Source organism: Ruegeria arenilitoris, assembly GCF_013031355.1.
Taxonomy (GTDB): domain Bacteria; phylum Pseudomonadota; class Alphaproteobacteria; order Rhodobacterales; family Rhodobacteraceae; genus Ruegeria; species Ruegeria arenilitoris_C.
This window is the reverse complement of the sequence record NZ_WPZO01000001.1, coordinates 791,870-813,024: the sequence shown is the minus strand read 5'-3', so window position 1 is coordinate 813,024 and position 21,155 is coordinate 791,870. Positions and strand designations below refer to the sequence as shown.

25 protein-coding genes are annotated in these 21,155 nt (G+C 60.2%); 17 read left to right on the top strand and 8 right to left on the bottom strand.

Annotated features, from left to right (window positions below; translation table 11 throughout):
* Positions 1–29: 29 nt before the first annotated feature.
* Entirely contained in the window at positions 30–1,295 is a 1,266-nt protein-coding gene (locus GOX63_RS04010; protein ID WP_170325203.1) for an MFS transporter, read from the bottom strand.
* Between the two features lie 211 nt (positions 1,296–1,506).
* Here GOX63_RS04010 and GOX63_RS04005 point away from each other — a divergent pair, with 211 nt between their 5' ends.
* A complete protein-coding gene (locus tag GOX63_RS04005; RefSeq protein ID WP_170544844.1) occupies positions 1,507–2,631 on the top strand; it encodes an anhydro-N-acetylmuramic acid kinase in 1,125 nt (374 codons plus the stop codon).
* Here GOX63_RS04005 and GOX63_RS04000 read toward each other — a convergent pair.
* Positions 2,597–3,487, bottom strand: coding sequence for a fatty acid desaturase (locus GOX63_RS04000; protein ID WP_170544842.1), 891 nt, complete (start codon positions 3,485–3,487; stop codon positions 2,597–2,599). The two genes, GOX63_RS04005 and GOX63_RS04000, sit on opposite strands and share 35 nt — an antisense overlap.
* A 3-nt stretch (positions 3,488–3,490) precedes the next feature.
* Positions 3,491–3,910 (bottom strand): cupin domain-containing protein, encoded by a 420-nt coding sequence (locus tag GOX63_RS03995; protein WP_170544839.1) that lies wholly within the window; start codon positions 3,908–3,910, stop codon positions 3,491–3,493.
* Positions 3,911–3,997: 87 nt separating this feature from the next.
* On the opposite strand from GOX63_RS03995, the gene GOX63_RS03990 reads away from it, so the two are divergent.
* From GOX63_RS03990 to GOX63_RS03955, 8 genes are all read left to right on the top strand, one after another.
* Entirely contained in the window at positions 3,998–5,416 is a 1,419-nt protein-coding gene (locus tag GOX63_RS03990; protein WP_170325536.1) for a protein adenylyltransferase SelO, read from the top strand.
* Between the two features lie 146 nt (positions 5,417–5,562).
* The gene (locus GOX63_RS03985) at positions 5,563–5,925 is read left to right on the top strand and encodes a cupin domain-containing protein (RefSeq protein WP_170325199.1); all 363 of its coding nucleotides are present in this window, start codon (positions 5,563–5,565) and stop codon (positions 5,923–5,925) included.
* Between the two features lie 48 nt (positions 5,926–5,973).
* Positions 5,974–6,696, top strand: coding sequence for an endonuclease/exonuclease/phosphatase family protein (locus tag GOX63_RS03980; RefSeq protein ID WP_170325198.1), 723 nt, complete (start codon positions 5,974–5,976; stop codon positions 6,694–6,696).
* A 55-nt stretch (positions 6,697–6,751) separates the two neighbouring features.
* Positions 6,752–7,165, top strand: a complete 414-nt coding sequence (locus tag GOX63_RS03975) for a Fur family transcriptional regulator (RefSeq protein WP_170325197.1) — start codon at positions 6,752–6,754, stop codon at positions 7,163–7,165.
* Positions 7,166–7,302: 137 nt separating this feature from the next.
* On the top strand, positions 7,303–8,184 hold the full coding sequence (locus tag GOX63_RS03970) for a DMT family transporter (RefSeq protein WP_170544836.1): 882 nt from the start codon (positions 7,303–7,305) through the stop codon (positions 8,182–8,184).
* A gap of 145 nt (positions 8,185–8,329) precedes the next feature.
* Positions 8,330–9,607, top strand: a complete 1,278-nt coding sequence (gene eno, locus GOX63_RS03965; protein ID WP_170544833.1) for a phosphopyruvate hydratase — start codon at positions 8,330–8,332, stop codon at positions 9,605–9,607.
* Between the two features lie 59 nt (positions 9,608–9,666).
* Positions 9,667–10,344 carry a haloacid dehalogenase type II gene (locus tag GOX63_RS03960; RefSeq protein WP_170544830.1) on the top strand — a complete coding sequence of 226 codons (678 nt, stop codon included), beginning with the start codon at positions 9,667–9,669 and terminating at the stop codon, positions 10,342–10,344.
* Between the two features lie 178 nt (positions 10,345–10,522).
* Entirely contained in the window at positions 10,523–10,690 is a 168-nt protein-coding gene (locus GOX63_RS03955) for a hypothetical protein (RefSeq protein ID WP_170325193.1), read from the top strand.
* Between the two features lie 49 nt (positions 10,691–10,739).
* On the opposite strand, the gene GOX63_RS03950 is transcribed toward GOX63_RS03955, so the two are convergent.
* The 3 genes from GOX63_RS03950 to mazG all read right to left on the bottom strand — a co-directional run bounded on the left by GOX63_RS03950 (position 10,740) and on the right by mazG (position 13,048).
* Positions 10,740–11,189, bottom strand: a complete 450-nt coding sequence (locus GOX63_RS03950; protein WP_170325192.1) for a GNAT family N-acetyltransferase — start codon at positions 11,187–11,189, stop codon at positions 10,740–10,742.
* Positions 11,186–12,127 (bottom strand): nucleoside hydrolase, encoded by a 942-nt coding sequence (locus GOX63_RS03945; RefSeq protein WP_170544827.1) that lies wholly within the window; start codon positions 12,125–12,127, stop codon positions 11,186–11,188. Before GOX63_RS03945 ends, GOX63_RS03950 begins: the two co-directional genes overlap by 4 nt.
* A 63-nt stretch (positions 12,128–12,190) precedes the next feature.
* Positions 12,191–13,048 (bottom strand): nucleoside triphosphate pyrophosphohydrolase, encoded by an 858-nt coding sequence (gene mazG / locus GOX63_RS03940; RefSeq protein ID WP_170545043.1) that lies wholly within the window; start codon positions 13,046–13,048, stop codon positions 12,191–12,193.
* Positions 13,049–13,114: 66 nt separating this feature from the next.
* Between mazG and GOX63_RS03935 the strand changes: the two genes are divergently transcribed.
* The 5 genes from GOX63_RS03935 (at position 13,115) to GOX63_RS03915 (ending at position 17,139) form a co-directional block, all read left to right on the top strand.
* A complete protein-coding gene (locus GOX63_RS03935; protein WP_170544825.1) occupies positions 13,115–14,278 on the top strand; it encodes a M20 aminoacylase family protein in 1,164 nt (387 codons plus the stop codon).
* A 13-nt stretch (positions 14,279–14,291) separates the two neighbouring features.
* The gene (gene speB / locus GOX63_RS03930) at positions 14,292–15,257 is read left to right on the top strand and encodes an agmatinase (protein ID WP_170325189.1); all 966 of its coding nucleotides are present in this window, start codon (positions 14,292–14,294) and stop codon (positions 15,255–15,257) included.
* 63 nt (positions 15,258–15,320) lie between these two features.
* Complete coding sequence (speB, locus tag GOX63_RS03925) at positions 15,321–16,268, top strand: agmatinase (RefSeq protein ID WP_170325188.1); 948 nt, start codon at positions 15,321–15,323, stop codon at positions 16,266–16,268.
* A 63-nt stretch (positions 16,269–16,331) separates the two neighbouring features.
* Positions 16,332–16,745 carry a DUF1499 domain-containing protein gene (locus GOX63_RS03920; RefSeq protein ID WP_170325187.1) on the top strand — a complete coding sequence of 138 codons (414 nt, stop codon included), beginning with the start codon at positions 16,332–16,334 and terminating at the stop codon, positions 16,743–16,745.
* 43 nt (positions 16,746–16,788) lie between these two features.
* Entirely contained in the window at positions 16,789–17,139 is a 351-nt protein-coding gene (locus GOX63_RS03915; protein WP_170325186.1) for a DUF6404 family protein, read from the top strand.
* A 4-nt stretch (positions 17,140–17,143) separates the two neighbouring features.
* Here GOX63_RS03915 and GOX63_RS03910 read toward each other — a convergent pair whose 3' ends face one another.
* Positions 17,144–17,434 (bottom strand): hypothetical protein, encoded by a 291-nt coding sequence (locus GOX63_RS03910; protein ID WP_170325185.1) that lies wholly within the window; start codon positions 17,432–17,434, stop codon positions 17,144–17,146.
* Between the two features lie 63 nt (positions 17,435–17,497).
* On the opposite strand from GOX63_RS03910, the gene prfA reads away from it, so the two are divergent.
* The 3 genes from prfA to GOX63_RS03895 all read left to right on the top strand — a co-directional run bounded on the left by prfA (position 17,498) and on the right by GOX63_RS03895 (position 20,220).
* Positions 17,498–18,553, top strand: a complete 1,056-nt coding sequence (prfA, locus tag GOX63_RS03905) for a peptide chain release factor 1 (protein WP_170325534.1) — start codon at positions 17,498–17,500, stop codon at positions 18,551–18,553.
* A complete protein-coding gene (prmC, locus tag GOX63_RS03900; RefSeq protein WP_170325184.1) occupies positions 18,550–19,392 on the top strand; it encodes a peptide chain release factor N(5)-glutamine methyltransferase in 843 nt (280 codons plus the stop codon). The genes prfA and prmC overlap by 4 nt, the downstream gene beginning before the upstream one ends.
* A 243-nt stretch (positions 19,393–19,635) precedes the next feature.
* Complete coding sequence (locus GOX63_RS03895; protein WP_170325183.1) at positions 19,636–20,220, top strand: DUF4167 domain-containing protein; 585 nt, start codon at positions 19,636–19,638, stop codon at positions 20,218–20,220.
* Positions 20,221–20,272: 52 nt separating this feature from the next.
* On the opposite strand, the gene rsmA is transcribed toward GOX63_RS03895, so the two are convergent.
* Positions 20,273–21,115, bottom strand: coding sequence for a 16S rRNA (adenine(1518)-N(6)/adenine(1519)-N(6))-dimethyltransferase RsmA (rsmA, locus tag GOX63_RS03890; RefSeq protein WP_170325182.1), 843 nt, complete (start codon positions 21,113–21,115; stop codon positions 20,273–20,275).
* Between the last annotated feature and the right edge of the window lie 40 nt (positions 21,116–21,155).

Here is a 21,155-nt window from a genome sequence, read left to right as displayed (position 1 = left end):
CACCTTTTCCAACATAACGCGGGCCTGTGTCAGCTTTTGGTAGGCGGCAAGCGGAAGGCATAGAGCATGGCGATCAGGTTCAGCGCCGCCAACGCCAGGATCGGTGTCACCGGATCGTGCAGATGCGCCACCGCGCCAAGGATTGCGGCAAAGACCATGCCGACCAGACCGGCACTGACATCTCCAAGGGCCACCAGATAGGGGCGTTCCTTTTCCGAGGTCATTTCGATGATGTAGAGGTAGCGCCCATAGATCACTCCGTTCCCGCCCAGCGACAGCAGCAAAATGACCAACGCATAAATCCAGACGTTCTGCGCATAGCCCATGAAGGTGAAGGCCAGCGCCATGAGGGCCGAAACGGCTGAGATCAGACAGCCCAGCCACATCACCGGCTTGACCGATATTCGCCCGCTGAGCCAACCCCAGATGATCGAGCCGAGCACCATCCCCAGACTGGCCGCCATGACGAAGTAACTCAGCGCGTGTTTGGTCCCCACGTGGAAAGTCGCGGCGTGGATGGTGTAGAACGGCATCGCCAGTTCCACCGAGACAAAGATCAGCCGGGCGGTCAGGAACTTGCGGTACCATGCATAGGCCATGCCGGTTTTGAACCCGGTCACCAGTTCGGCCAGCGGTTTGGGTTTTTCCGCTGGCGCAGGCGCACGGGCCTGTTCCTCTTCCAGCAGGCGGACACCGGCAAAGCTGATCCCGGCGGCGAACATCGCAATGACCCCGCACCATAGGACAACAATGTGGCGTTGCATCGGCTGGTCTGAGGCCAGAAGGTCTCGGGTTATCCAGACGACAAGGATGGCCAGAATGCCCGAGATCGTGGCCTGCGCGAACACCATCCGGTTGCGTTTCTCATTGGGGACAGAGATGCCGTAGATCTGACTGGTGCCCAGACTGGTGATGCCCTGACACAGCCCCATGATCAAAGCGGTCGTCAGGAACAGCAGCACGATCATCACATTGGGTAGATCGGTCGCGAACAGGGCGACGATGGCCAAAATCGCGGCGGTCAGGATATTGGGCACGTAAACCGCCAGTTTCGCGCGGGTCACCCGATTGATGAACGGAGACATAAATATCTCGGCGATCAGTCGCGATCCGGTCACAAACGGCAGCAGCAATCCCGCAAAAAACGTCGGTGCCCCCAAGGCCAAGTATAGAAACGGCAGCACCAGGTTGGGGTTCACCAACTGCCCGCCAATCGTCGCCAGCGACCCGGACCAGAAGATCAGCTGATAATTGCGCCCTTCGGCGGGTTGCTTGGGTGTCTGTGTGTCCGTCATGGTTGTCCGTTTGGCATGCAGATGACCGCAATGGTTACTCAGCCCGGGCTTTCGTGCAACTGTTCCGACTGTGACGATGTGGTTGCAGGCGCGCACATGATGTCAAAAATACACGCGGAAGGTGCGTTCCGTCTTGCCTTGGGCCGCGTGAAACGTGCAGGTTTGGCGCGCCGCGTCGCGCAGTCGATGCCAAGAAACATAAGAGGTGAGCGTGAACCGGGCGATCAGGAAAGGCGGGCCGATCAAGGCCTTGGGTGCGATGTCTGGCACGTCGCTGGACGGTGTGGATACAGCCGTGGTCGAAACGGACGGGCACCGGATCATCGGTTTCGGGCCCAGTGGCTACCGCGCTTATTCCGAGGCCGAACGCACCGATCTGCGCGCTGCCCTTGGCCACTGGCACGGACCTGCGGTGGACAAGGCGGCCGAACTGGTGACCTTTGCCCATGCCGAGGCACTGTCGGAGTTCGAAGACATCGACCTGATCGGGTTCCACGGCCAGACCCTTGCGCATGAACCAGGCGGACGGGGTACGTTGCAGGTGGGCGACGGCAAGGGGCTGGCGCAGGCGCTGGGCGTGCCGGTCGTCTGGGATTTCCGCAGCGATGATGTGGCGATGGGGGGCGAGGGCGCTCCACTGGCGCCGTTCTTCCACTTTGCCTGCGCCAAATGGATCGGCGCGACGGAGCCGCTGTGTTTCCTGAACCTTGGCGGGGTGGGTAACCTGACTTATGTGGACCCCAGCTTTGACGGGCCGGAAATCCCCGGCACGCTGCTCGCCTTTGACACTGGTCCTGCAAACGCACCGGTGGACGATCTAATGCAGGCCCGGCTTGGCCTGCCGATGGACCGCGACGGCGCGGTTGCACGTGGCGGTACCGTTGAAACCGGCGCGTTGGAGCTGTTCCTGGCCGAGCCCTTCTTTGCGCGGATGCCGCCGAAATCACTGGACCGCAACGACTTTGCCGAGATGATCGGGCTGGTACAGGAGCTATCCGACGCCGACGCCGTCGCTACCCTGACAGGCATGTGCGCCGCGGGTGTGGTTCAAGGGATGGAGCACTGCCCGAAACCGCCCTCGCGCGTGCTGGTGACCGGAGGTGGGCGCCACAACCCGGTTCTGATGGAGATGCTGCGCGTGTCGCTCGATTGCCCGGTCGAACCGGTCGAAGCCGTGGGTCTGGACGGGGACATGCTCGAGGCGCAAGCCTTTGCCTATTTGGCCGTGCGCGTAGCGCGCGGTCTGCCGACCTCATGCCCGGGAACGACAGGAGTTAAGGCGCTGGTCGGAGGCGGGGTGCTTAGCGCTGTAGGGAGTTCAAGTAATCTGCGGTGAATTCTGAATAACCATCAGAAGTCGACTTCAAATGCGACCGCGTCCAGTCGTGCAGGGCAGGTAACTGGTGAAACGGAACGTTGGGAAAGGCATGGTGCTCGGCATGGTAGGGCATGTTCCAAGCCAGAAATCGGACGACTCGGTTGGTGAAGGTGGTGCGCGAGTTTTCCAGCATGTTGGCGACCGAGGGGCATAGCCCGTGCTCGGCCAGCAGGTATAGACGCAGAAAAGGTTGCCCGATCAGGACTGGGCAGAACCACACCCAGAACAAAAGCGGCGTGTAGAACAGGCTGACACAAGCGAAGGTGTAGATAGCCAACAACAGCCGCGCCTCGGTCCGCATGGCATGATGCTGGGAGGCGGGCAGGTAGGGCGCGTCGATCTGGCCAAAGACGTTTTGAATCAGGTTCTTTGCCATTCCGGTCCAATAAGGCCAACCACTGAGATAGACCAATAACGCAGGCCAGTTGTCTGGCCGCGGTTTACCCGCAAGTTCAGGGTCTTTCTCTGGATGATTGGTCCATTTGTGATGTGCCAGATGAAAATATCGAAACCATGTGAAGGGCAGGGCAATGGGGATCGCGACCAAATGCCCGACAACATCATTCAGCCATCCGCTGCGAAAAGGCGTCTTATGAGTGCATTCATGGCTGAGGGTGAAGAGGAAAACCAGCAGCACCCCTTGGGGTAGTACGAACACGGGCCAAAACGGAACCTTGAGTGCGATACACATGGACGTTCCGGCCAGCACAGCGGAATACACGGCAAGGTGCCGAAGCCCGGCCGTGTTTGATCGGCGTTGCAGGCTTTCTTTTCCCTCAGGCGGGATCGACGATATGAGTTCGCGGTGATCCATTCTTCATTCCCGTGCAATATCAAACCCCGGCTCGGCCAGAACGAACCCGTCGAACTCGAACCCCGGTGAAACGGTGCAACTGACCAGAGTGTAATCTCCGGAGGTTTGCGCCGATTGCCAGTGGCTCTCGGGCACGATGACCTGCGGTGCGCCTTTGGTCAGATCCGGGGTCAGCAGGTGGTCGGTCGCCGGGCCGTCATCCGTGGGGCTGAGCGACAGGGTCAGTGGCGCGCCGGCGTGATACAGCCAGATCTCGGTCGCATCGACACGGTGCCAGTGGCTGCGCTCACCCTTTTGCAGCAGGAAATAGATGCAGGTGCCGGTGGCGCGGCCTTCATTTTCCGCACGCCATGTCTCGCGGAACCAGCCGCCCTCGGGGTGGCGGGTCAGGTTCAGGTGGTCGATGATCTCTTGCGCGGTCATGGGGTCCTCGGTGTTGTTTGGCGCGATTATGCACGCAGGGGCGCGATCCGCTATGGTATTCGTGTGTTTCAGCAATATGTTTGCGGCATGACCCTGACGATCCCGTTTGACAACAGTTACGCCCGGCTTCCCAACAGCTTTTATGCGCGGCAGGCACCGATACCGGTACGCGCGCCGCGACTGGTGGCGTTTAACGAGGAATTGGCTCAAATCCTGCGTATCACGCCCGGTGACGTACATGAAATGGCCGAAGCTTTTGCGGGTAACACTCTGCCTGATGGGGCCGAGCCGATTGCACAGCTTTATTCAGGGCACCAATTTGGCAGTTATAACCCTCAGCTTGGCGACGGGCGTGCGGTTCTGCTGGGGGAAACAGTCGGCACCGATGGCATCCGGCGGGATATTCAACTGAAGGGTTCCGGCCCGACTCCGTTCAGCCGCAGGGGCGATGGCCGGGCTTGGCTGGGACCGGTGCTGCGCGAATACGTGGTGTCCGAGGCGATGCACGCGCTGGGCATCCCGACCACCCGCGCACTGGCAGCGGTAGAGACAGGTGAGATCGTTTTGCGCGAAGGCCCGATGCCCGGCGCAGTGCTGACCCGCGTGGCGCAAAGCCATCTGCGCGTGGGGACATTTCAGGTGTTCGCCGGGCGCGGGCAGACCGAAAACCTGCGTAAACTGACGGGCTACGCTATTGCCCGCCACTATCCGGAAGCCGAGGGGCCAATGGGCCTGCTGCGCGCGGTGCGGGATGCGCAGGCGCGGTTGATCGCACAGTGGATGAGCGTAGGGTTCATTCATGGGGTGATGAATACCGACAATTGCTCGATTGCCGGGGAGACCATCGACTACGGGCCCTGCGCTTTCATGGACAGCTATCATCCGAATACGGTCTACAGCTCGATCGACCGGATGGGGCGCTATGCCTATTCCAACCAGCCGGACATAGCGGTGTGGAACCTTGCGCAATTAGCAACGGCGCTGATCCAGCAGGTTGATGACCCCGAGGCCGCCGTCGAAGAAGCCACTGAGATCGTGCACGCCATGCCGGGGCTGATCCATCAGGAATGGCAGGGGCGGTTCCGGGCCAAGATTGGCCTGGATTCGGAGGAGGACGGCGACGAAGCCCTGATCACCGACCTGCTTACGCGGATGGCGCATAACAGTGCCGATTTCACCAATACCTTCCGGGCGCTGTGCGATGACAACGCACGCGATCAGTTCCTTACGCCCGAGGCGTTTGACGAATGGGCCGTCGGCTGGCAGGCGCGGCTGGCCAGGGAAGAAGACCCGCAGGCAGTGATGATCACCGCCAACCCCGCCTTCATCCCGCGCAATCACCGGGTCGAGCAGATGATACAGGCGGCTGTTCAGGGCGACTATGCCCCGTTCCATCGTCTGACCAAAGTTCTGGCGCGGCCCTACACCGACCAACCCGAGGCGGTTGATCTGACCTATCCTCCGACCGAAAAGGAAGTGGTCCACGCGACGTTTTGCGGAACCTAAAGGCCGCAGTAATCAAAAGATGGGCGTGCGAAGCCTCTAAAGGGGGAAAGAAGCTGATAACATAGCCCCACGGCTTACCATCCACACAGAATGCTGCATAATGGGTGGTTCAGGGGACTAATCAGAATTGAATTAGGGAGCACAGAATGCGCTACTCCATATTGCTGGAAGACGCAGAAGGCGTTTCGTATTTTGAAGACCGGGACGTTGATCTGGACCTGAAGACCTTCGCCCCGCCTGCCGCACCATTCTATGCGTCGGACGCGTATGATGCCTCGCGTTTTGTCTTCCTAACGTTGCCCGCCGGGTGGAAGGGAGTGCCGCATCGTTCTCCCAAGCGGCAGCTTGCAACGGTTCTGTCGGGCACGTTTCGCGTTCAGGCAGGGTCGGGGGAAGTCCGCGACTTTACCGCCGGTGATCTGTTCTGGGCGGAAGATGTCACCGGAACAGGCCATGCCTCCTCTGCCGAAGGGGGCGAGCCCGTCAATTTGATGGTTACGCAGTTTTGAGAGTAATCGGATAGCCGCGCACCGCTTCATGCCAATCACAGGACATCCATGACCCAAACCTCAACCCTGCGCATCGCCAGCTATAACATCCAGAAATGTGTTGGCCTCGATTTCAGGCGGCAACCGCAACGCATCATGCAGGTTATCGACAGCATGAAGGCGGATATCGTGGTGCTGCAAGAGGCCGACAAACGCTTGCCGCCGCGGCCCGCCGCCTTGCCGCATTTCATGCTGGATGAGGCCGGGTGGCAGATTGTCGATCTGGGTGGGGCGGGCAGTCTGGGTTGGCACGGCAACGCGGTGATCTGGCGCGGGGATGCGATCCGGGTACGGCGGACCGGTCACCACGACCTGCCGGGGCTGGAGCCTCGGGGGGCAGTGCGGGTGGAGTTCGACACCCATATCGGGCCATTGCGGGTGATGGGAATGCATCTGGGGTTGTTGCCTGTGTCCCGGCGCCAGCAGATCACCCATATCCGTCGTTTCGACGATGATCTGGACCAGATGCCCACCGTCTGGGCCGGAGATTTCAACGAATGGTCGCGCCAGCCGGTGTTGGATCATCTGGCCCCGGACATGCGCTTTTTGCCGCCAGTTCCCAGTTTTCCGGCGGCACAGCCATTGGGGGCGCTGGACCGGATCGCGCTGGGCGCGGGGCTTGAGGCTGTGGTGCATGGTGTCCACGACGCGCGGCCGGCGCATATCGCCTCGGACCATTTACCGATCTGGGCCGATCTGCGAGTGGTGCGGGAAACCGCAATTCCGCGGTAGCGCCAGCCCTCCAGACGTATTAAGACAGAAACCCGAACTACTCTGGGGATCACATATGTCCGACACGATCATCGCCCGTTGCGAAGCTAAAGGCCTGCGCATGACCGGCCAGCGCCGCACGATCGCGCAGGTTTTGCAACAAAGCGAAGATCATCCGGATGTCGAGGAGCTGTATTCCCGCGCGTCTGAAGTAGATTCGGGGATTTCCATCGCCACCGTCTACCGCACCGTGAAACTGTTCGAAGAGGCCGGGATTCTGGAACGCCTGGAATTCGGGGACGGTCGCGCACGCTATGAAGATGCCGAGCGTGACCACCACGATCACCTGATCGACATGCAATCGGGTGAAGTGATCGAATTCGTCGATCCCGAGATCGAGGCGCTGCAGGAAAAAATCGCGGCCAAGCTGGGTTATAAGCTGAAAGGCCACCGGCTGGAACTGTACGGCGTGCCGCTGGATCAGGACTGATCCATCACAAAACGCGAACGTCAGGCCCACGGGAAATCATGTATTCTGGCCTGATAATACTTGCCAGAGCGGGTGTCTTGCGTATTGGGTGACGTAAGGGGCGGCGATTTGGGCCGCTGGAATTTACGGAAATGACCATGAATAACGTAAACGGCATTTTGCTGGTCGTCGGCGCGATGGCTGCTTTTGCGCTTGAGGATATGTTCATCAAGCTGCTGTCGGTCACGGTGCCTACGGGCCAGATCATGGTTGTTCTGGGTGTGGTCTGTGGTTTTCTGTTTGCGATTTTGGCTGTGGCCACCCGTAAACGTATCTTTGACCCCGTGGCGTGGCAGCCTTTGCCGCTGGCCCGTGCCGCGACCGAGATGGTCGGGGCGCTGACTTTCGTGACCGCTCTGTCGCTGGTGGACCTGTCCACCGTGGCTGCCGTGTTTCAGGCGATGCCGCTGGCCGTTACCATGGGCGCGGCGCTGTTTCTGGGTGAAAAGGTCGGCTGGCGGCGTTGGAGCGCCGTCGGGCTGGGCTTCATCGGTGTTTTGATGATCATTCGGCCGGGTTTCGAAGGGTTCCAGCCCGACTCTCTGTTCGTTGTGGCAACCGTGATCGCCATCGCCGCGCGGGACCTGATCACCCGCAAGCTCGATCCGCGGGTCGCGTCTTCGGTGGTGGCTTTGCAGGCTTATTTTGCGGTGGCCGTGTCGGGTTTGGCGCTGATGGTGTTTTCGGCGCAACCCGTTACCCCGCTGCAATCGGCGCAGATCGGCCCGTACCTGGGCGCCGTCGGATTTGGTGTTCTGGGCTATTACGGCATCGTTACCGCCATGCGGATCGGCGAGGCTTCGGCGCTGATGCCATTCCGCTACACGCGGCTGATCTTTTCGATTATGGCGGGGATGCTGATGTTCGGGGAGCGTCCTGATTTCCTGACCTTCGCCGGGGCGACGTTGATCATGGGGTCGGGCATGTACACCTTTATCCGAGAGCGCAAGCTGGCCCGTGAACTGGCTGTCGCGGCCTGACGGATCGTCGCACGTTGGCGCAAACAGGAACCTGTTAGCCCTAAAGCTTCGATTATATACCTGTTAGCGATAACATGGCCGGTTTACTTTTTACCCGGTGATGCTATGAGGCGTGCAACTGATTTCAGCCACAGGGACGGGCCTCATGAGCACCATCATCGACATTCACGCACGCGAAATTCTGGATAGCCGGGGCAACCCGACGGTCGAAGTGGACGTGATCCTGGAAGACGGCACCATGGGCCGCGCCGCTGTGCCTTCGGGCGCTTCGACCGGTGCCTATGAAGCAGTGGAAAAGCGTGATGGCGACAAAAGCCGCTACATGGGCAAGGGCGTGCTTGAAGCCGTAGCTGCCGTGAACGGTGAGATCGCCGAAGAACTGGTGGGCTTTGACGCGACTGAGCAGGTTGCCATCGACCAGGCGATGATCGAACTGGACGGGACCGAGAACAAGGGTCGTCTGGGCGCAAACGCAATTCTGGGTGTCTCTCTGGCGACCGCAAAGGCTGCGGCGGATTTCACCACTCAGCCTCTGTACCGTTATGTCGGCGGCACCTCGGCCCGCGTTCTGCCGGTGCCGATGATGAACATCATCAACGGTGGTGAGCATGCCGACAACCCGATCGACATTCAGGAATTCATGATCATGCCGACCTCGGCCGCGAATATCCGCGAGGCGGTCCGCATGGGGTCCGAAGTCTTCCACACGCTGAAAAAAGAGCTGTCGGCCGCGGGGCTGGCAACCGGTGTTGGCGACGAGGGCGGTTTTGCCCCAAACATCGCCTCGACCCGCGAAGCGCTGGATTTCATCCTGAAATCCATTGAAAAGGCAGGCTACAAGCCGGGTGAGGAAATCCACCTGGCGCTGGATTGCGCTGCGACCGAATACTACAAAGACGGCAAATACATTCTGTCGGGTGAGGGCAAGACCCTGACCTCGGACGAAAACGCGGCCTATCTGGCGGCGCTGGTCAACGACTATCCGATCATCTCGATCGAAGACGGCATGTCCGAGGATGACTGGGACGGCTGGAAGGCACTGACCGACGCTCTGGGTGACCGGGTGCAGCTGGTGGGCGACGACCTGTTCGTGACCAACCCCGAACGTCTGGCCGAAGGGATCGAGCGTGGCTGTGCCAACTCGATGCTGGTCAAGGTGAACCAGATCGGTTCGCTGACCGAGACCCTGCGTGCTGTCGATATGGCGCACCGTGCACGTTATACTAACGTCATGTCGCACCGCTCGGGCGAAACCGAGGACGCCACCATTGCCGATCTGGCCGTGGCAACCAACTGTGGTCAGATCAAGACCGGCTCGCTGGCGCGGTCGGACCGGTTGGCCAAGTACAACCAACTGATCCGCATCGAGGAATCGCTGGGCGAGGTTGCGGAATATGCCGGAGCTTCAATCCTGAAGCGCTGATCCGGTAAGAACAGCCCTGCCTGACACCGGGCAGGGCATGTCAGGATGAGGGCCAAGCCATGGTAGAAGCGCTGATCTTTGACGTGTTCGGTACCTGCGTTGACTGGCGCAGTTCCATCGCGCGCGAAGTGGCTGCGGTTCTGCCAGATTTGGACGCCTTTGACTTCGCCGATGCGTGGCGGGCCGAGTACGAACCCTCGATGGCGGCCATCCGGGAAGGGGGCAGGGGCTATGTGTCGTTGGACGATCTGCACCGCGAGAACCTTGAAGTTGTCGCCACCCGGTTTGGCGTTACCGTTCCAAATCCCGCGGATCTGACGGCTGCATGGGAAAGGCTGGACCCGTGGCCCGACGTGGTCCCGGGATTGCAGGCGTTAAAGCACAATAGGATCATCGCGCCGTGCTCCAACGGTTCAATCGCGTTGATGACCCGGCTTGCGAAGTATGGCGGCCTTCCTTGGGACTGCATTCTCGGGGCCGAGATTGCCCGCGACTACAAACCAAAGCCAGAAGTCTATCTGGCCAGTTGTGCCGCGCTGCGTCTGAGCCCCGATCAGGTCATGATGGTCGCCGCGCATAATGATGACCTGTACGCGGCCCGGCAGGCTGGTTTGAAATCCGCTTTTGTGGCCCGCCCGACCGAGCACGGGCCGTTCCAATCCCATGATCTGCGCGCCGAAGGGAACTGGGACATTGTCGCCAAAGATTTCGCGAATCTGGCCGACAAGCTTGGCTAAAGCGGGCCGAGACCGAAAAAAACATAGAAAATTTTGATTGTGTAACGTCCTAAAAAGGTAGTCACTTTTTCGGTAAGGGGGCTTTGGGCCGACATAAATCAAGTTATGTGTGAACTTTTTCCTATTTGTATCAAATTGAGCTGACGTATTCTGGCTGCATTACAGAAAGGAGCACACCATGACTGGTTCGAAATTCCTTCTCGTAGCCTCAGTGATCAGCACTGTTTTCTTGGCGGCCTGTTCAGGGCCGGGCACTTACCCGATCACCGGCGATCCGGTGTCTGCGAATGATCCGGTTCACGATATGGGAATGCCCACGTACGTCTTCCGCGGTGAATCCCGGTAGAAGTAATTTAGCCGATCATGGATCAATGCGATTGTGATGGGGACGTGTATCAGAGCTTTCGGCTCATCAACATGTAACGCTCACGCGGTCTGAAGCCGGTGCGCAGATACAGTTTCTGCGTGGCCTCGTTGGTACGATCGACCTCGAGATGCAGAGCGGTCAGACCAGCACCGGCAAGAGCTTTCGGCAGGTCTAAAAGCACTTCGGTCGCGATGCCTCGGCCCCGGACGGCGGGGCGGATGTAAATCTCGTCTACGAAACCGTCCATACCTCCAAATTCGACCGACCAGCCGAAGGTTAGAACGATGTAACCCAACGGCGCGCGGCCTGGTCCGATCAGGTAGATGCATCCGTGGGGGATGCCTTCAAGCAATGGGGCCAGTGCGTTGCGGGTCTGATCGATATCCTGCTCGATACCTGCCTCGGTGTGAAAGGCGGTTACCAGCCCCATCAGACGGTCCAGGTCTTCGGGGCGGGCGAGTTTTAGTGCGGCGCTCATAGGCGGGCCAGCCTTTCTGTTAGCAGGTCAAAGAATCCATCGGCGTCAACTTCACCCATGAACATGGCGTTGGGCTCGTGATCCGTGACGCGCCACCAGTCGGCGACGGTCATGCCCATGGTCAGCTCCGACTGCGTTTCGATCTGGACGTTGATGTGACGGCCCGAGAACAGCTCGGGCCGGATCAGATAAGCAGTGACGCAAGGATCGTGCAGCGGCGCGCCCTCAGAGCCGTATTTCTCTATGTCGAACCGTTCGAAGAAATCCGTCATCTCGGCAACCGCATGGCCGACATTGGAATCCAGCGCGCGGAAGGCCTCGTTACGGTGTTTGGTGACCAGCGCATCATGGGTTACATCCAGCGGCATCACCACGATATGAATGCCGGATTTAAACACGATTTCAGCGGCTTCGGGGTCAACGTAAATGTTGAATTCAGCTGCCGGAGTGATGTTTCCAACCTCGAAATACGCCCCACCCATCAGCACGATTTCCTGAACCCGGTCGATGATGTCGGGCGCTTTTTGAAAGGCGGTGGCGATATTGGTCAGCGGTCCCAGCGGGCAGAGCGTCACCGTCCCCGGCTCATGCGCGCGCAGGGTGTCGATGATGAAATCAACCGCGTGGCCCTCGGCCAAAGGCATCTGCGGGTCGGGCAGGACAGGGCCGTCCAGCCCGGTCTTGCCGTGCACATGTTCCGCCGTGACCAGAGGGCGGTTCAGCGGACGATCACAACCGGCATAGACCGGAACATCCGTGCGCCCGGCCAGTTCACAGACGATACGGGCATTCTTGGCGGTCAGCTCCAGCGGCACGTTGCCGGCAACGGCGGTGATCCCCAGTACATCGATCTCTTCGGGGCTGGCTAGCGCCAGCAGAATAGCAACGGCGTCGTCCTGTCCGGGGTCGGTGTCGATGATGATTTTGCGGGGTGCCATGCTCTTCCTCCGGGGTCTTGAAGCGCGGACACTCGCAAGTGTCACCGTTCTTGTCCAGCGGTTTCAGGCCCCGGTTGCGGCATCCACAGGCGGGAGTTTGCCGTTGGCGCGATGTTCTTCGGTTTTTACCTCGTCCCAAAGCGCGTCCATCTCGGCCAAGTCGCTCTGCGATGGGGTTTTTCCGCGCGCAGCGAGCCGTGCTTCAACCTGTTCAAACCGGCGGGTAAATTTGGCATTGGTGCGGCGCAGGGCGGCCTCGGGCTCGATCCCCAGATGGCGGCCCAGATTGACGATCACGAACAGCAGATCGCCGAATTCGTCCTCCAGCGCGTCGGCGTCCATGCTGTTGCGCGCCTCTTCCAACTCGGCGGCTTCTTCGGTGATCTTGGCAAGCACATGGCTGGCGTCGGGCCAGTCGAAACCCACACGGGCGGCGCGTTTCTGCAGCTTGTGGGCGCGCAGCAGAGCAGGCAGGTTCGCTGCGACCCCGTCCAGCGCGCCTTTCTGTTTCTTGCCCGCACGTTCGGCGGCCTTGATGGTTTCCCAATCCACTGTCTGCTGTTCGGCCGACTTGTCGCGGGATTCGTCGCCAAATACATGCGGGTGACGGTCGACCATCTTGTCCGACATGGTGCGCACTACGTCCTGAAAGCTGAAATGTCCGGCCTCTTCGGCCATCTGTGCATGGAAAACGGACTGGAACAGCAGGTCGCCCAACTCTCCCTTTAACTCATCATAGGCCTCGCGTTCGATGGCGTCGGCGACCTCATAGGCCTCTTCGATGGTGTAGGGGGCGATGGTGGCGAAATCCTGTTCGATATCCCACGGACAGCCGGTTTCCGGGTCGCGCAGGCGGCGCATGATTTCCAGCAAACGTTCGATACCCGCGTCGCTGTCATGGATCAGAGGATTTTCGGCCATTGCGAACCCTTTCGTTCCGGTGTCAGATGCATCCATTCCGCAGCCACGTTCAGGAGTCCACCCCCTATGCCCGTCGTCAACCGAATTGCTGACTTCGCCGCCGATATGGCCGCGTGGCGCCAACATCTCCATTCGATCCCCGAACTGGAGTTCGAATGTCATGAAACGGCGGCCTTTGTCGCGGATCGCCTGCGTGAATTTGGCGTGGATGAGGTGCACGAGGGTATTGCCAAGACCGGGGTCGTTGCGATCATCAACGGGCGGGGCCAAGGGCCTACGATTGGTCTGCGCGCCGATATGGATGCTCTGCCGATCCCCGAGGAGACGGGGGTTGAGTATGCCTCGACCAACCCGGGCAAGATGCACGCCTGCGGCCATGACGGACACACCTCAATGCTGCTGGGGGCTGCGCGCTATCTGGCGGAAACGCGGAATTTTGCGGGTCGCGTGGCGCTGATCTTTCAACCGGCAGAGGAATCTGGTGGTGGGGCCGGTGTGATGGTCGAAGAAGGTATCATGGACCGGTTCGACATCTCTCAGGTCTATGCGCTGCACAACGCGCCAAACGTCCCGATGGGAGCTTTTCACACAACACCCGGGGCGATCATGGCAGCTGTGGACACGTTCCATGTTTATATTCAGGGCGTTGGCGGCCATGGTGCCATGCCGCATGAAGCCCGCGATCCGGTGATGGCGGCCTGCGGGATTGCACAAGCGCTGCAGACCATTGTCAGCCGCAATCACCATGCGCTGGACGATCTGGTGGTCTCGGTTACGCAAATCCACACCGGCACGGTGGACAACGTGATCCCGGATACCGCCTATATCAACGGCACGGTACGCACTTTTGATCCAGCCGTGCAAAAGATGGTGATGGAGCGGATGGAGCAGATCGTACAGGGGCAGGCGGCCTCATACGGGGTTGAGGCGCGGTTGGACTACGAAGTGCACTATCCCGCCACGATCAACAGCCCCGAAAGCACGAATTTCGCGGCAGACGTGGCGCGGGAAATCTCGGGGTCCGATCAGGTCGTCGATGACGTTCCCCGCAATATGGGGGCTGAGGACTTTGCCTATATGTTGAATGCCCGCCCGGGAGCTTACCTGTTCCTGGGGCAGGGCGAAGGGGCCGGGTGGCACCATCCGAAATACAACTTCAACGACGAGATTGCGCCGGTGGGCGCTTCGTTCTTTGCTCGGATCGTGGAAAAGGCGCAACCGCTGGGCTGATGGGGAGAATAACATGGCACTGGAAGACGCAAAAAACCAGGTGGATGAGGCGTTCACCAATCCGGACCTCAAAGGGCTGTCGTTCGAGAATACCTTCGGCGGCGCCACTTCGTTTCTGCGGCGGCTTTATACCAAGGACCTGAAGGGCGTGGATATTGCCGTAACCGGCGTGCCTTTCGATCAGGCCGTGACCAACCGCCCCGGCACCCGGCTTGGCCCCCGCGCGATCCGAGAGGCGAGCGCGTTGCAATCGCCGGACGCGCCCTATGGCTGGCCGTTTGATGCGCTTAGCGAGATGGCGATCGTGGATTATGGCGACGTAGCCTATGATTATGCCAATATTCCGGCCTTTCCCGACACATTGACCGATCATATCCGCACCATTCTGGCGGCCGATGTGGCCTCGGTTTCACTGGGTGGGGATCACTATATCAGCTTCCCGATCCTGAAAGCCTATGCCGAGAAATATGGCCCCATGTCCTTGCTGCAGTTCGATGCGCATACGGATACCTGGGCCGATGACGACATGACCCGCGTGGATCACGGAACCATGTTCTACAAGGCAGTAAAGTCGGGGATCGTGGACCCGAAACGCTCGGTTCAGGTCGGTATCCGCACCACAAATGAGGACACTCTGGGTGTCAACATCATCGACGCACGCGAGGTCTACGAATCCGGCCCCGCCGCCGTGGCACAGAAGATCAAGGGCATTCTGGGCGACAGTCCGGTCTATCTGAGCTTTGACATTGACGGTCTGGACCCTGCCTTTGCCCCCGGCACCGGCACACCGGTCTGGGGCGGGCTGAGCTCGATCCAGGCGCAGATCATCCTGCGCGACATTGCCGGGATTAATATCAAGGGTGGCGATGTGGTCGAGGTCTCTCCGCCCTACGACACATCCGGCGCGACGGCGATTGCCGGGGCCCATGTGGCGACGCAGATCATTTGCCTTTTGGGGTGGAACAAGCTGGTGCCTTAACCATTGGTTAGCCATCTTTCCGCTATCAGGTTAACCAAAAGGCCGTACGGGAGACATATGGGCATGACAGAGTTTAACCAACCCATCAGCGGCAATGATCTGGCGCGGTTTTCCGGGCCGAATTCGTTCATGCGCCTGCCGCAGGCGGATACGTTGGCCGGGCTGGATGTGGCCGTTCTGGGCATTCCGATGGATATCGGTACCTCGTGGCGGTCGGGCACGCGGTTCGGGCCAAAGCAAATTCGCAGTGAAAGTGCGATGATCCGGCCCTATAACATGGCCAATTCTGCGGCTCCGTTCGACAGCCTGCAAATCGCGGATATCGGCGATCTGGCGATCAATACGTTTTCGTTGACCGATAGCCTCAAGATCATCAAGGAAAGCTACGATGCCATTCTGGAGCAGGGCGTGACGCCGGTTGCGATGGGAGGGGACCACTCGATCACCCTGCCGATCCTGCGAGCGGTCGCGGCCAAACACGGTCCGGTGGCTCTGGTGCATGTGGACGCCCATGCGGATGTGAATGACGAGATGTTCGGCGAAAAGGAAACCCACGGCACAGTATTTCGTCGAGCCTACGAGGAAGGGTTGATCGTCCCCGACAAGACCTTCCAGATCGGCATTCGCGGCTCGGGCTATGCTGCCAGCGATTTTACCGAGGCCAAGGGATGGGGCTTCCGCCAGTTCCCTGCGTGGGAGTTGTGGCAGCAGAACCTGACCGAAATTGGTTCACAAATCCGCAAAACGGTCGGGGACCACCCAACCTATATTTCCTATGACATCGACAGCCTTGACCCGTCTTTCGCGCCCGGCACAGGAACGCCCGAGATCGGAGGCCTGACGACACCGCAGGCGCTGCAACTGATCCACGCGCTGGCCGGGACGAATGTAGTGGGCTGCGATCTGGTCGAGGTCTCTCCGCCCTATGACCCAACGGGCAACACGGCGCTGACGGCGGCGAACCTGCTGTTCGAGATGCTGTGCATCCTGCCCGGCGTGACGTCACGGTAGGGGGATCGGCATCTTGCCCGATGCGCTTTTGCGAATAATGTTTGTCAAAAGAACGGTTTCGGGATGAAGAAAACGGTGTTTTGGCTGATCGTTGGTCTGGTGGTGCTAGTGGGTGCCTATATTCGTTTGGCCCCAGCCGATCCCGGGATTTGGCATGTTGCACCCGTTGTCGAGGCCGATCTCGACATGCAGGGCGGAGTCCTTCGGGTGATTGAAATCGGGCCGGATGGTTTGACCCGGCTGGACGCCATTGCAAGATGGACGCCACGCACCACGGTGCTGGCCGGATCGGTGGATGAGGGGATGGTCACCTATATCACCCGCACCAGGGTGATCGGTTTTCCTGATTACACAACTGTTCAGCAGGACGGAGATACACTTCGCATTCACGCCCGCCTGAGGTTCGGGCGGAAAGATTTTGGCGTGAACAAAGCCCGGGTCGATGGGTGGTTGAAACAGTTGCAGGACCAAGGCTGAGCTTTCGTGCATAGCAATCGAATGGCGTGGGGTGGGGGGCAAAATGGACGAGTATGAAACCAAACTAAACCGGGCTGCCGCTGAATTGCATCGAACAGGGCTTTGGAAAGCCGACAGATTGCCCATCGAACTCCGCTTGTTTAAATTTTTGGGCACCAAACCCAAGCCGCTGCCCTATGGAACTTTTCTTGCTGGGACGCTCCGGCTGGCTTTGTTGTCTTTTGTGGCCTTTGGATTCCTTATTCTGGGCCTGAAAGCGCTTAACCCTGATGCCAACTTTGGCAATTTGATCGTTATCGCAACATTAGGAAGTTTGACTTGGGGCAGCTTCTTGACGGGAGCAGTGATCCATCAGGGTAAAAAGGTGGGGTTGAGTAACTGGGAGGATCTTTGAGCTGTCAGAGCGCTGCGTTAGGGGTTGCCATAGGCATGGGCGGTTCGGACATTTTCCGCAGGCTTGACGACAAACACCCCTCCTGCACTTCACGCCACATGGGCACATTCAGGGACATCTGGCATTGGGCGGTGAACATGCGTCCATCGACCTGCAGGCAGATCATCTCGCCCAGTTCTATGCGCGATCCTGATTTATCGGTGCAATAACAGTCTTGAACCTTGCCCTTGGGGCCGACAACATCGGCCAGGGCAGGGGGCGCGCACAGCAGAAATACAAGCGCTAAACGTGTCATACGCGTCAGCATAGCACAGCGACGGCCCTTGACCAAAGCTTCGGATTGATAGACACCGCGCGGATGATCCCCGAAGAACGCCTTGAACAGATAACCCAGCGATTCCAGTACCTCGAAGCTGCCATGGCCGATGGCGCCTCGGGCGGAGATATTGCGGCTTTGGCCAAGGAATACTCGGATCTCAAGCCGGTGGTTGATCAGATCATGGCGTGGCGGCAGCTGGTCGCCGATCTGGCCGAGGCCGAGGTGATGCTGGCCGACCCTGACATGAAAGAACTGGCCGAGGAGGAAATTCCCGACCTGCAAGCCCGTATCCCCCAGGCGGAACACGCCCTGCAACTGGCGCTGCTGCCCCGGGATGAGGCCGACGCCCGGCCCGCGATGCTGGAAATCCGTCCGGGCACCGGGGGGGATGAGGCGGCCCTGTTCGCAGGCGACTTGCTGCGCATGTACCAACGTTACGCTGAAGGGCGCGGCTGGCAGTTTGAGATCATCGAGGAACAGGCCTCGGATTTGGGCGGGATCAAGGAAGTCGTTGCCCATATCAAGGGTGACAATGTCTTTGCCCGCATGAAGTACGAATCTGGCGTTCATCGCGTGCAGCGTGTGCCCGAAACCGAAAGCGGCGGGCGCATTCATACGTCGGCAGCGACCGTGGCGGTTCTGCCCGAGGCCGAGGATGTGGACATTCAGATCGATGCCAATGACATCCGCATCGACACCATGCGCAGTTCCGGCGCGGGCGGGCAGCACGTGAACACCACCGACTCGGCGGTGCGGATCACGCACCTTCCGACGGGTTTGGTCGTGACCAGCTCTGAGAAATCGCAGCACCGCAACCGCGAGATTGCGATGCAGGTTCTGAAAACGCGCCTGTACGATATGGAACGCCAGCGGATCGATAGTGAACGCTCGGCTGATCGCGCCAGTCAGGTGGGGTCGGGCGACCGGTCCGAGCGGATCAGAACCTATAACTTCCCGCAGGGTCGCATGACGGATCACCGCATCAACCTGACGCTGTATAAGCTGGATCAGGTGATGCAGGGCGATCTGGACGAAGTGATCGACGCGCTGACCGCCGATGACCAGGCGCGCCTGCTGGCGGAGATGGCGCTGTGATTGCGGCGTTGACAGCAGCGCAGGCGATGGTCGCCGCCACCGCACGCCTACGGGCCGCTGGGGTGGCCGATCCGGCACGGGATGCGCGGATATTGCTGGCCCATGCCGCGCGGATCGAGGCCAGCCGGGTCACATTGATCGCCCCCGAGGAGCTCTCGCCCGAAATCGCCGAACGCTATGACCAATTGATCTCGCTGCGAGCTATCCGGGTGCCGGTTTCTCATCTGTTGGGTGAGCGCGAATTCTACGGCCGCCAGTTCCGGGTCAGCCGCGACGTGCTGGACCCGCGGCCCGAAACCGAGACCCTGATCGAGGCGGCGCTAAGCGAACCATTTGACCATGTGTTGGACCTGGGCACGGGGTCCGGCTGTATCCTGATCACGTTGCTGGCCGAGCGCACCAGTGCTTCGGGCGTAGGCGCGGATCTGAGCGAATCCGCCTGCCTGCAAGCCAGCGCCAACGCGGTGCAGCATCAGGTGCAGGAGCGGGTCGAGATTTTGCGCTCGGACTGGTTCGAAGGCATCGAAGGCGAATTTGACCTGATCGTTTCAAATCCGCCCTATATTTCGCTGTCAGAAATGGAAGAGCTGTCCCCCGAAGTGCGCGAGCACGAGCCGCGCATGGCGCTGACGGACGAGGGCGACGGGCTTGGCGCGTACCGCCATATCGCGGCCTCGGCGCCGGATTTCCTGATTCCGGGCGGGCGGATCCTGGTTGAAATTGGTCCGACGCAGGGCAAAAGCGTCGCATCCCTGTTCCAAGCCGCAGGCCTGGTCGAAACGCGGATCATTCCCGATCTGGACAGCCGCGACCGTGTCGTTCTGGCCAGAATGCCGTAATTGCGGCGTTGGGTGAGGCTAAAAAGCGCCGATTAATGTAAAAAAGCTGCGAATTTTTGGACAAAGCTCTTGTCTGCGCGCGCTGGACATGCTTACTCAGAGTCAGTCGGAGAGGTTGACGCTGTCTCAGCGGGCCCCTGACGCCAAGCCCAAAAAAGTCGACATCGCGTGACGGCTAAAGCCATTGAGCAGTGCAGGACGCGACTTGATCGGCACCGAATGACAAGGCTGACGTAAAGTAAGATGAGATCTTCCAAATCCCGCTCGCGGGCCAAGAATAACCGCAATCGTCCTTCTGGCGGCAATGTTGTTAACCGGGTTTTTGACAGCTCGGGTCCCGAAGGCAAGGTGCGCGGTACGCCCCAGCAGATCATTGATAAGTACAACCAGTTGGCGCGCGATGCCCAGCTGTCGAACGACCGCGTGGCTGCCGAGAACTTTCAGCAGCACGCCGAGCACTACCTGCGCCTTCTGAGCGAAGCGCAGCGCGAGATCGAAGCGCGCCGCGAAGAGCAGGAGCGCCAGAATCGTGAACGCCAGGCCGAACGTGACCGTGAACGCGCCGAGCGTCAGGAGCGTGAAGCCGCCCGCCAAGCCGACCCGGCCGATGCGCCGCAGCCCGACGTGATGGATTTCGGCACGCCCGAGGCCGCACCCGAAAGCGGTTTGGTCGAGACGCCGGAAAGCAAAGGGTCCGAGCCGGCTCCGGCCCCGGCGCCCGAGAAAAAGGAAAAACCAGCGCGTAAGCCACGGGCACGTAAGCCCAAGGCAGCGCCTACCGAGGATGCACCCAAGACGGATGGGGATGCTCCGGAAGCAGCTGAGTAAACGCTTGTACAGAAATTGCAAAAGCCCCGGAAACTCCGGGGCTTTTTTGCGTTCAACCTTTTTTCACTTCGCGGGCCAACGCGCAGAACGCCTCGAGCGGGACCTGCTCAGCTCGTTCCGTGGGCTGGATGCCTGCCGCCAGCAGACGATCTTCGATATCCGGCGCAACGCCTTTCAATGAGGCGCGCAACATTTTGCGGCGCTGGTTGAAGGCGGCAGCCACAACGCGCGACAGAGTCGCGGCGTCTGCGGGATAGCGGGGTTCGGGCAGGGCAGTCAGATGGACCACTGCGCTGGACACCTTGGGCGGCGGCGTGAAGGCGCCGGGCGGCAGGGACATGGCAATGCGCGCCTCGGCCCGCCATTGGGCAAGGATGGCGAGGCGGCCATAGGCCTTGCTGCCGGGTTGGGCGACGATACGCTCGGCCACTTCGCGCTGGAACATCAGGGTCAGGCTTTGCCAGAAGGGCGGCCACTCGGGCGGGGTCAGCCAGCGGACCAGAAGCTCAGTACCGACATTGTAGGGCAGGTTGGCTGCGATACGGATCGGCGGGGTCAGGTGCGCCAGCGGGTCGATTTCCAGCGCGTCGCCGTTGATCACCTCAAGCCGACCGGGGTAGGCGGCTGTGATGTCGTTCAGGGCGGCGATGCAGCGAGTGTCTTTTTCGACGGCCACAACCTTGCGCGCGCCTTCGGACAGCAGCCCGCGGGTCAGACCACCAGGGCCGGGGCCGATTTCCAGAACATCGCAGTCGGTGAGGTCTCCGGCCTGGCGCGCGATCTTGGCGGTCAGGTTCAGGTCCAGCAGGAAGTTCTGGCCCAGCGACTTGCGCGCCGAGAGCTGGTGTGTCGCGATGACCTCTCGCAGAGGGGGAAGATTGTCGATTGCGTTCATGGTCCGGTTACCGTGGCGCGGAGTGAGGGGCATGCGCCAG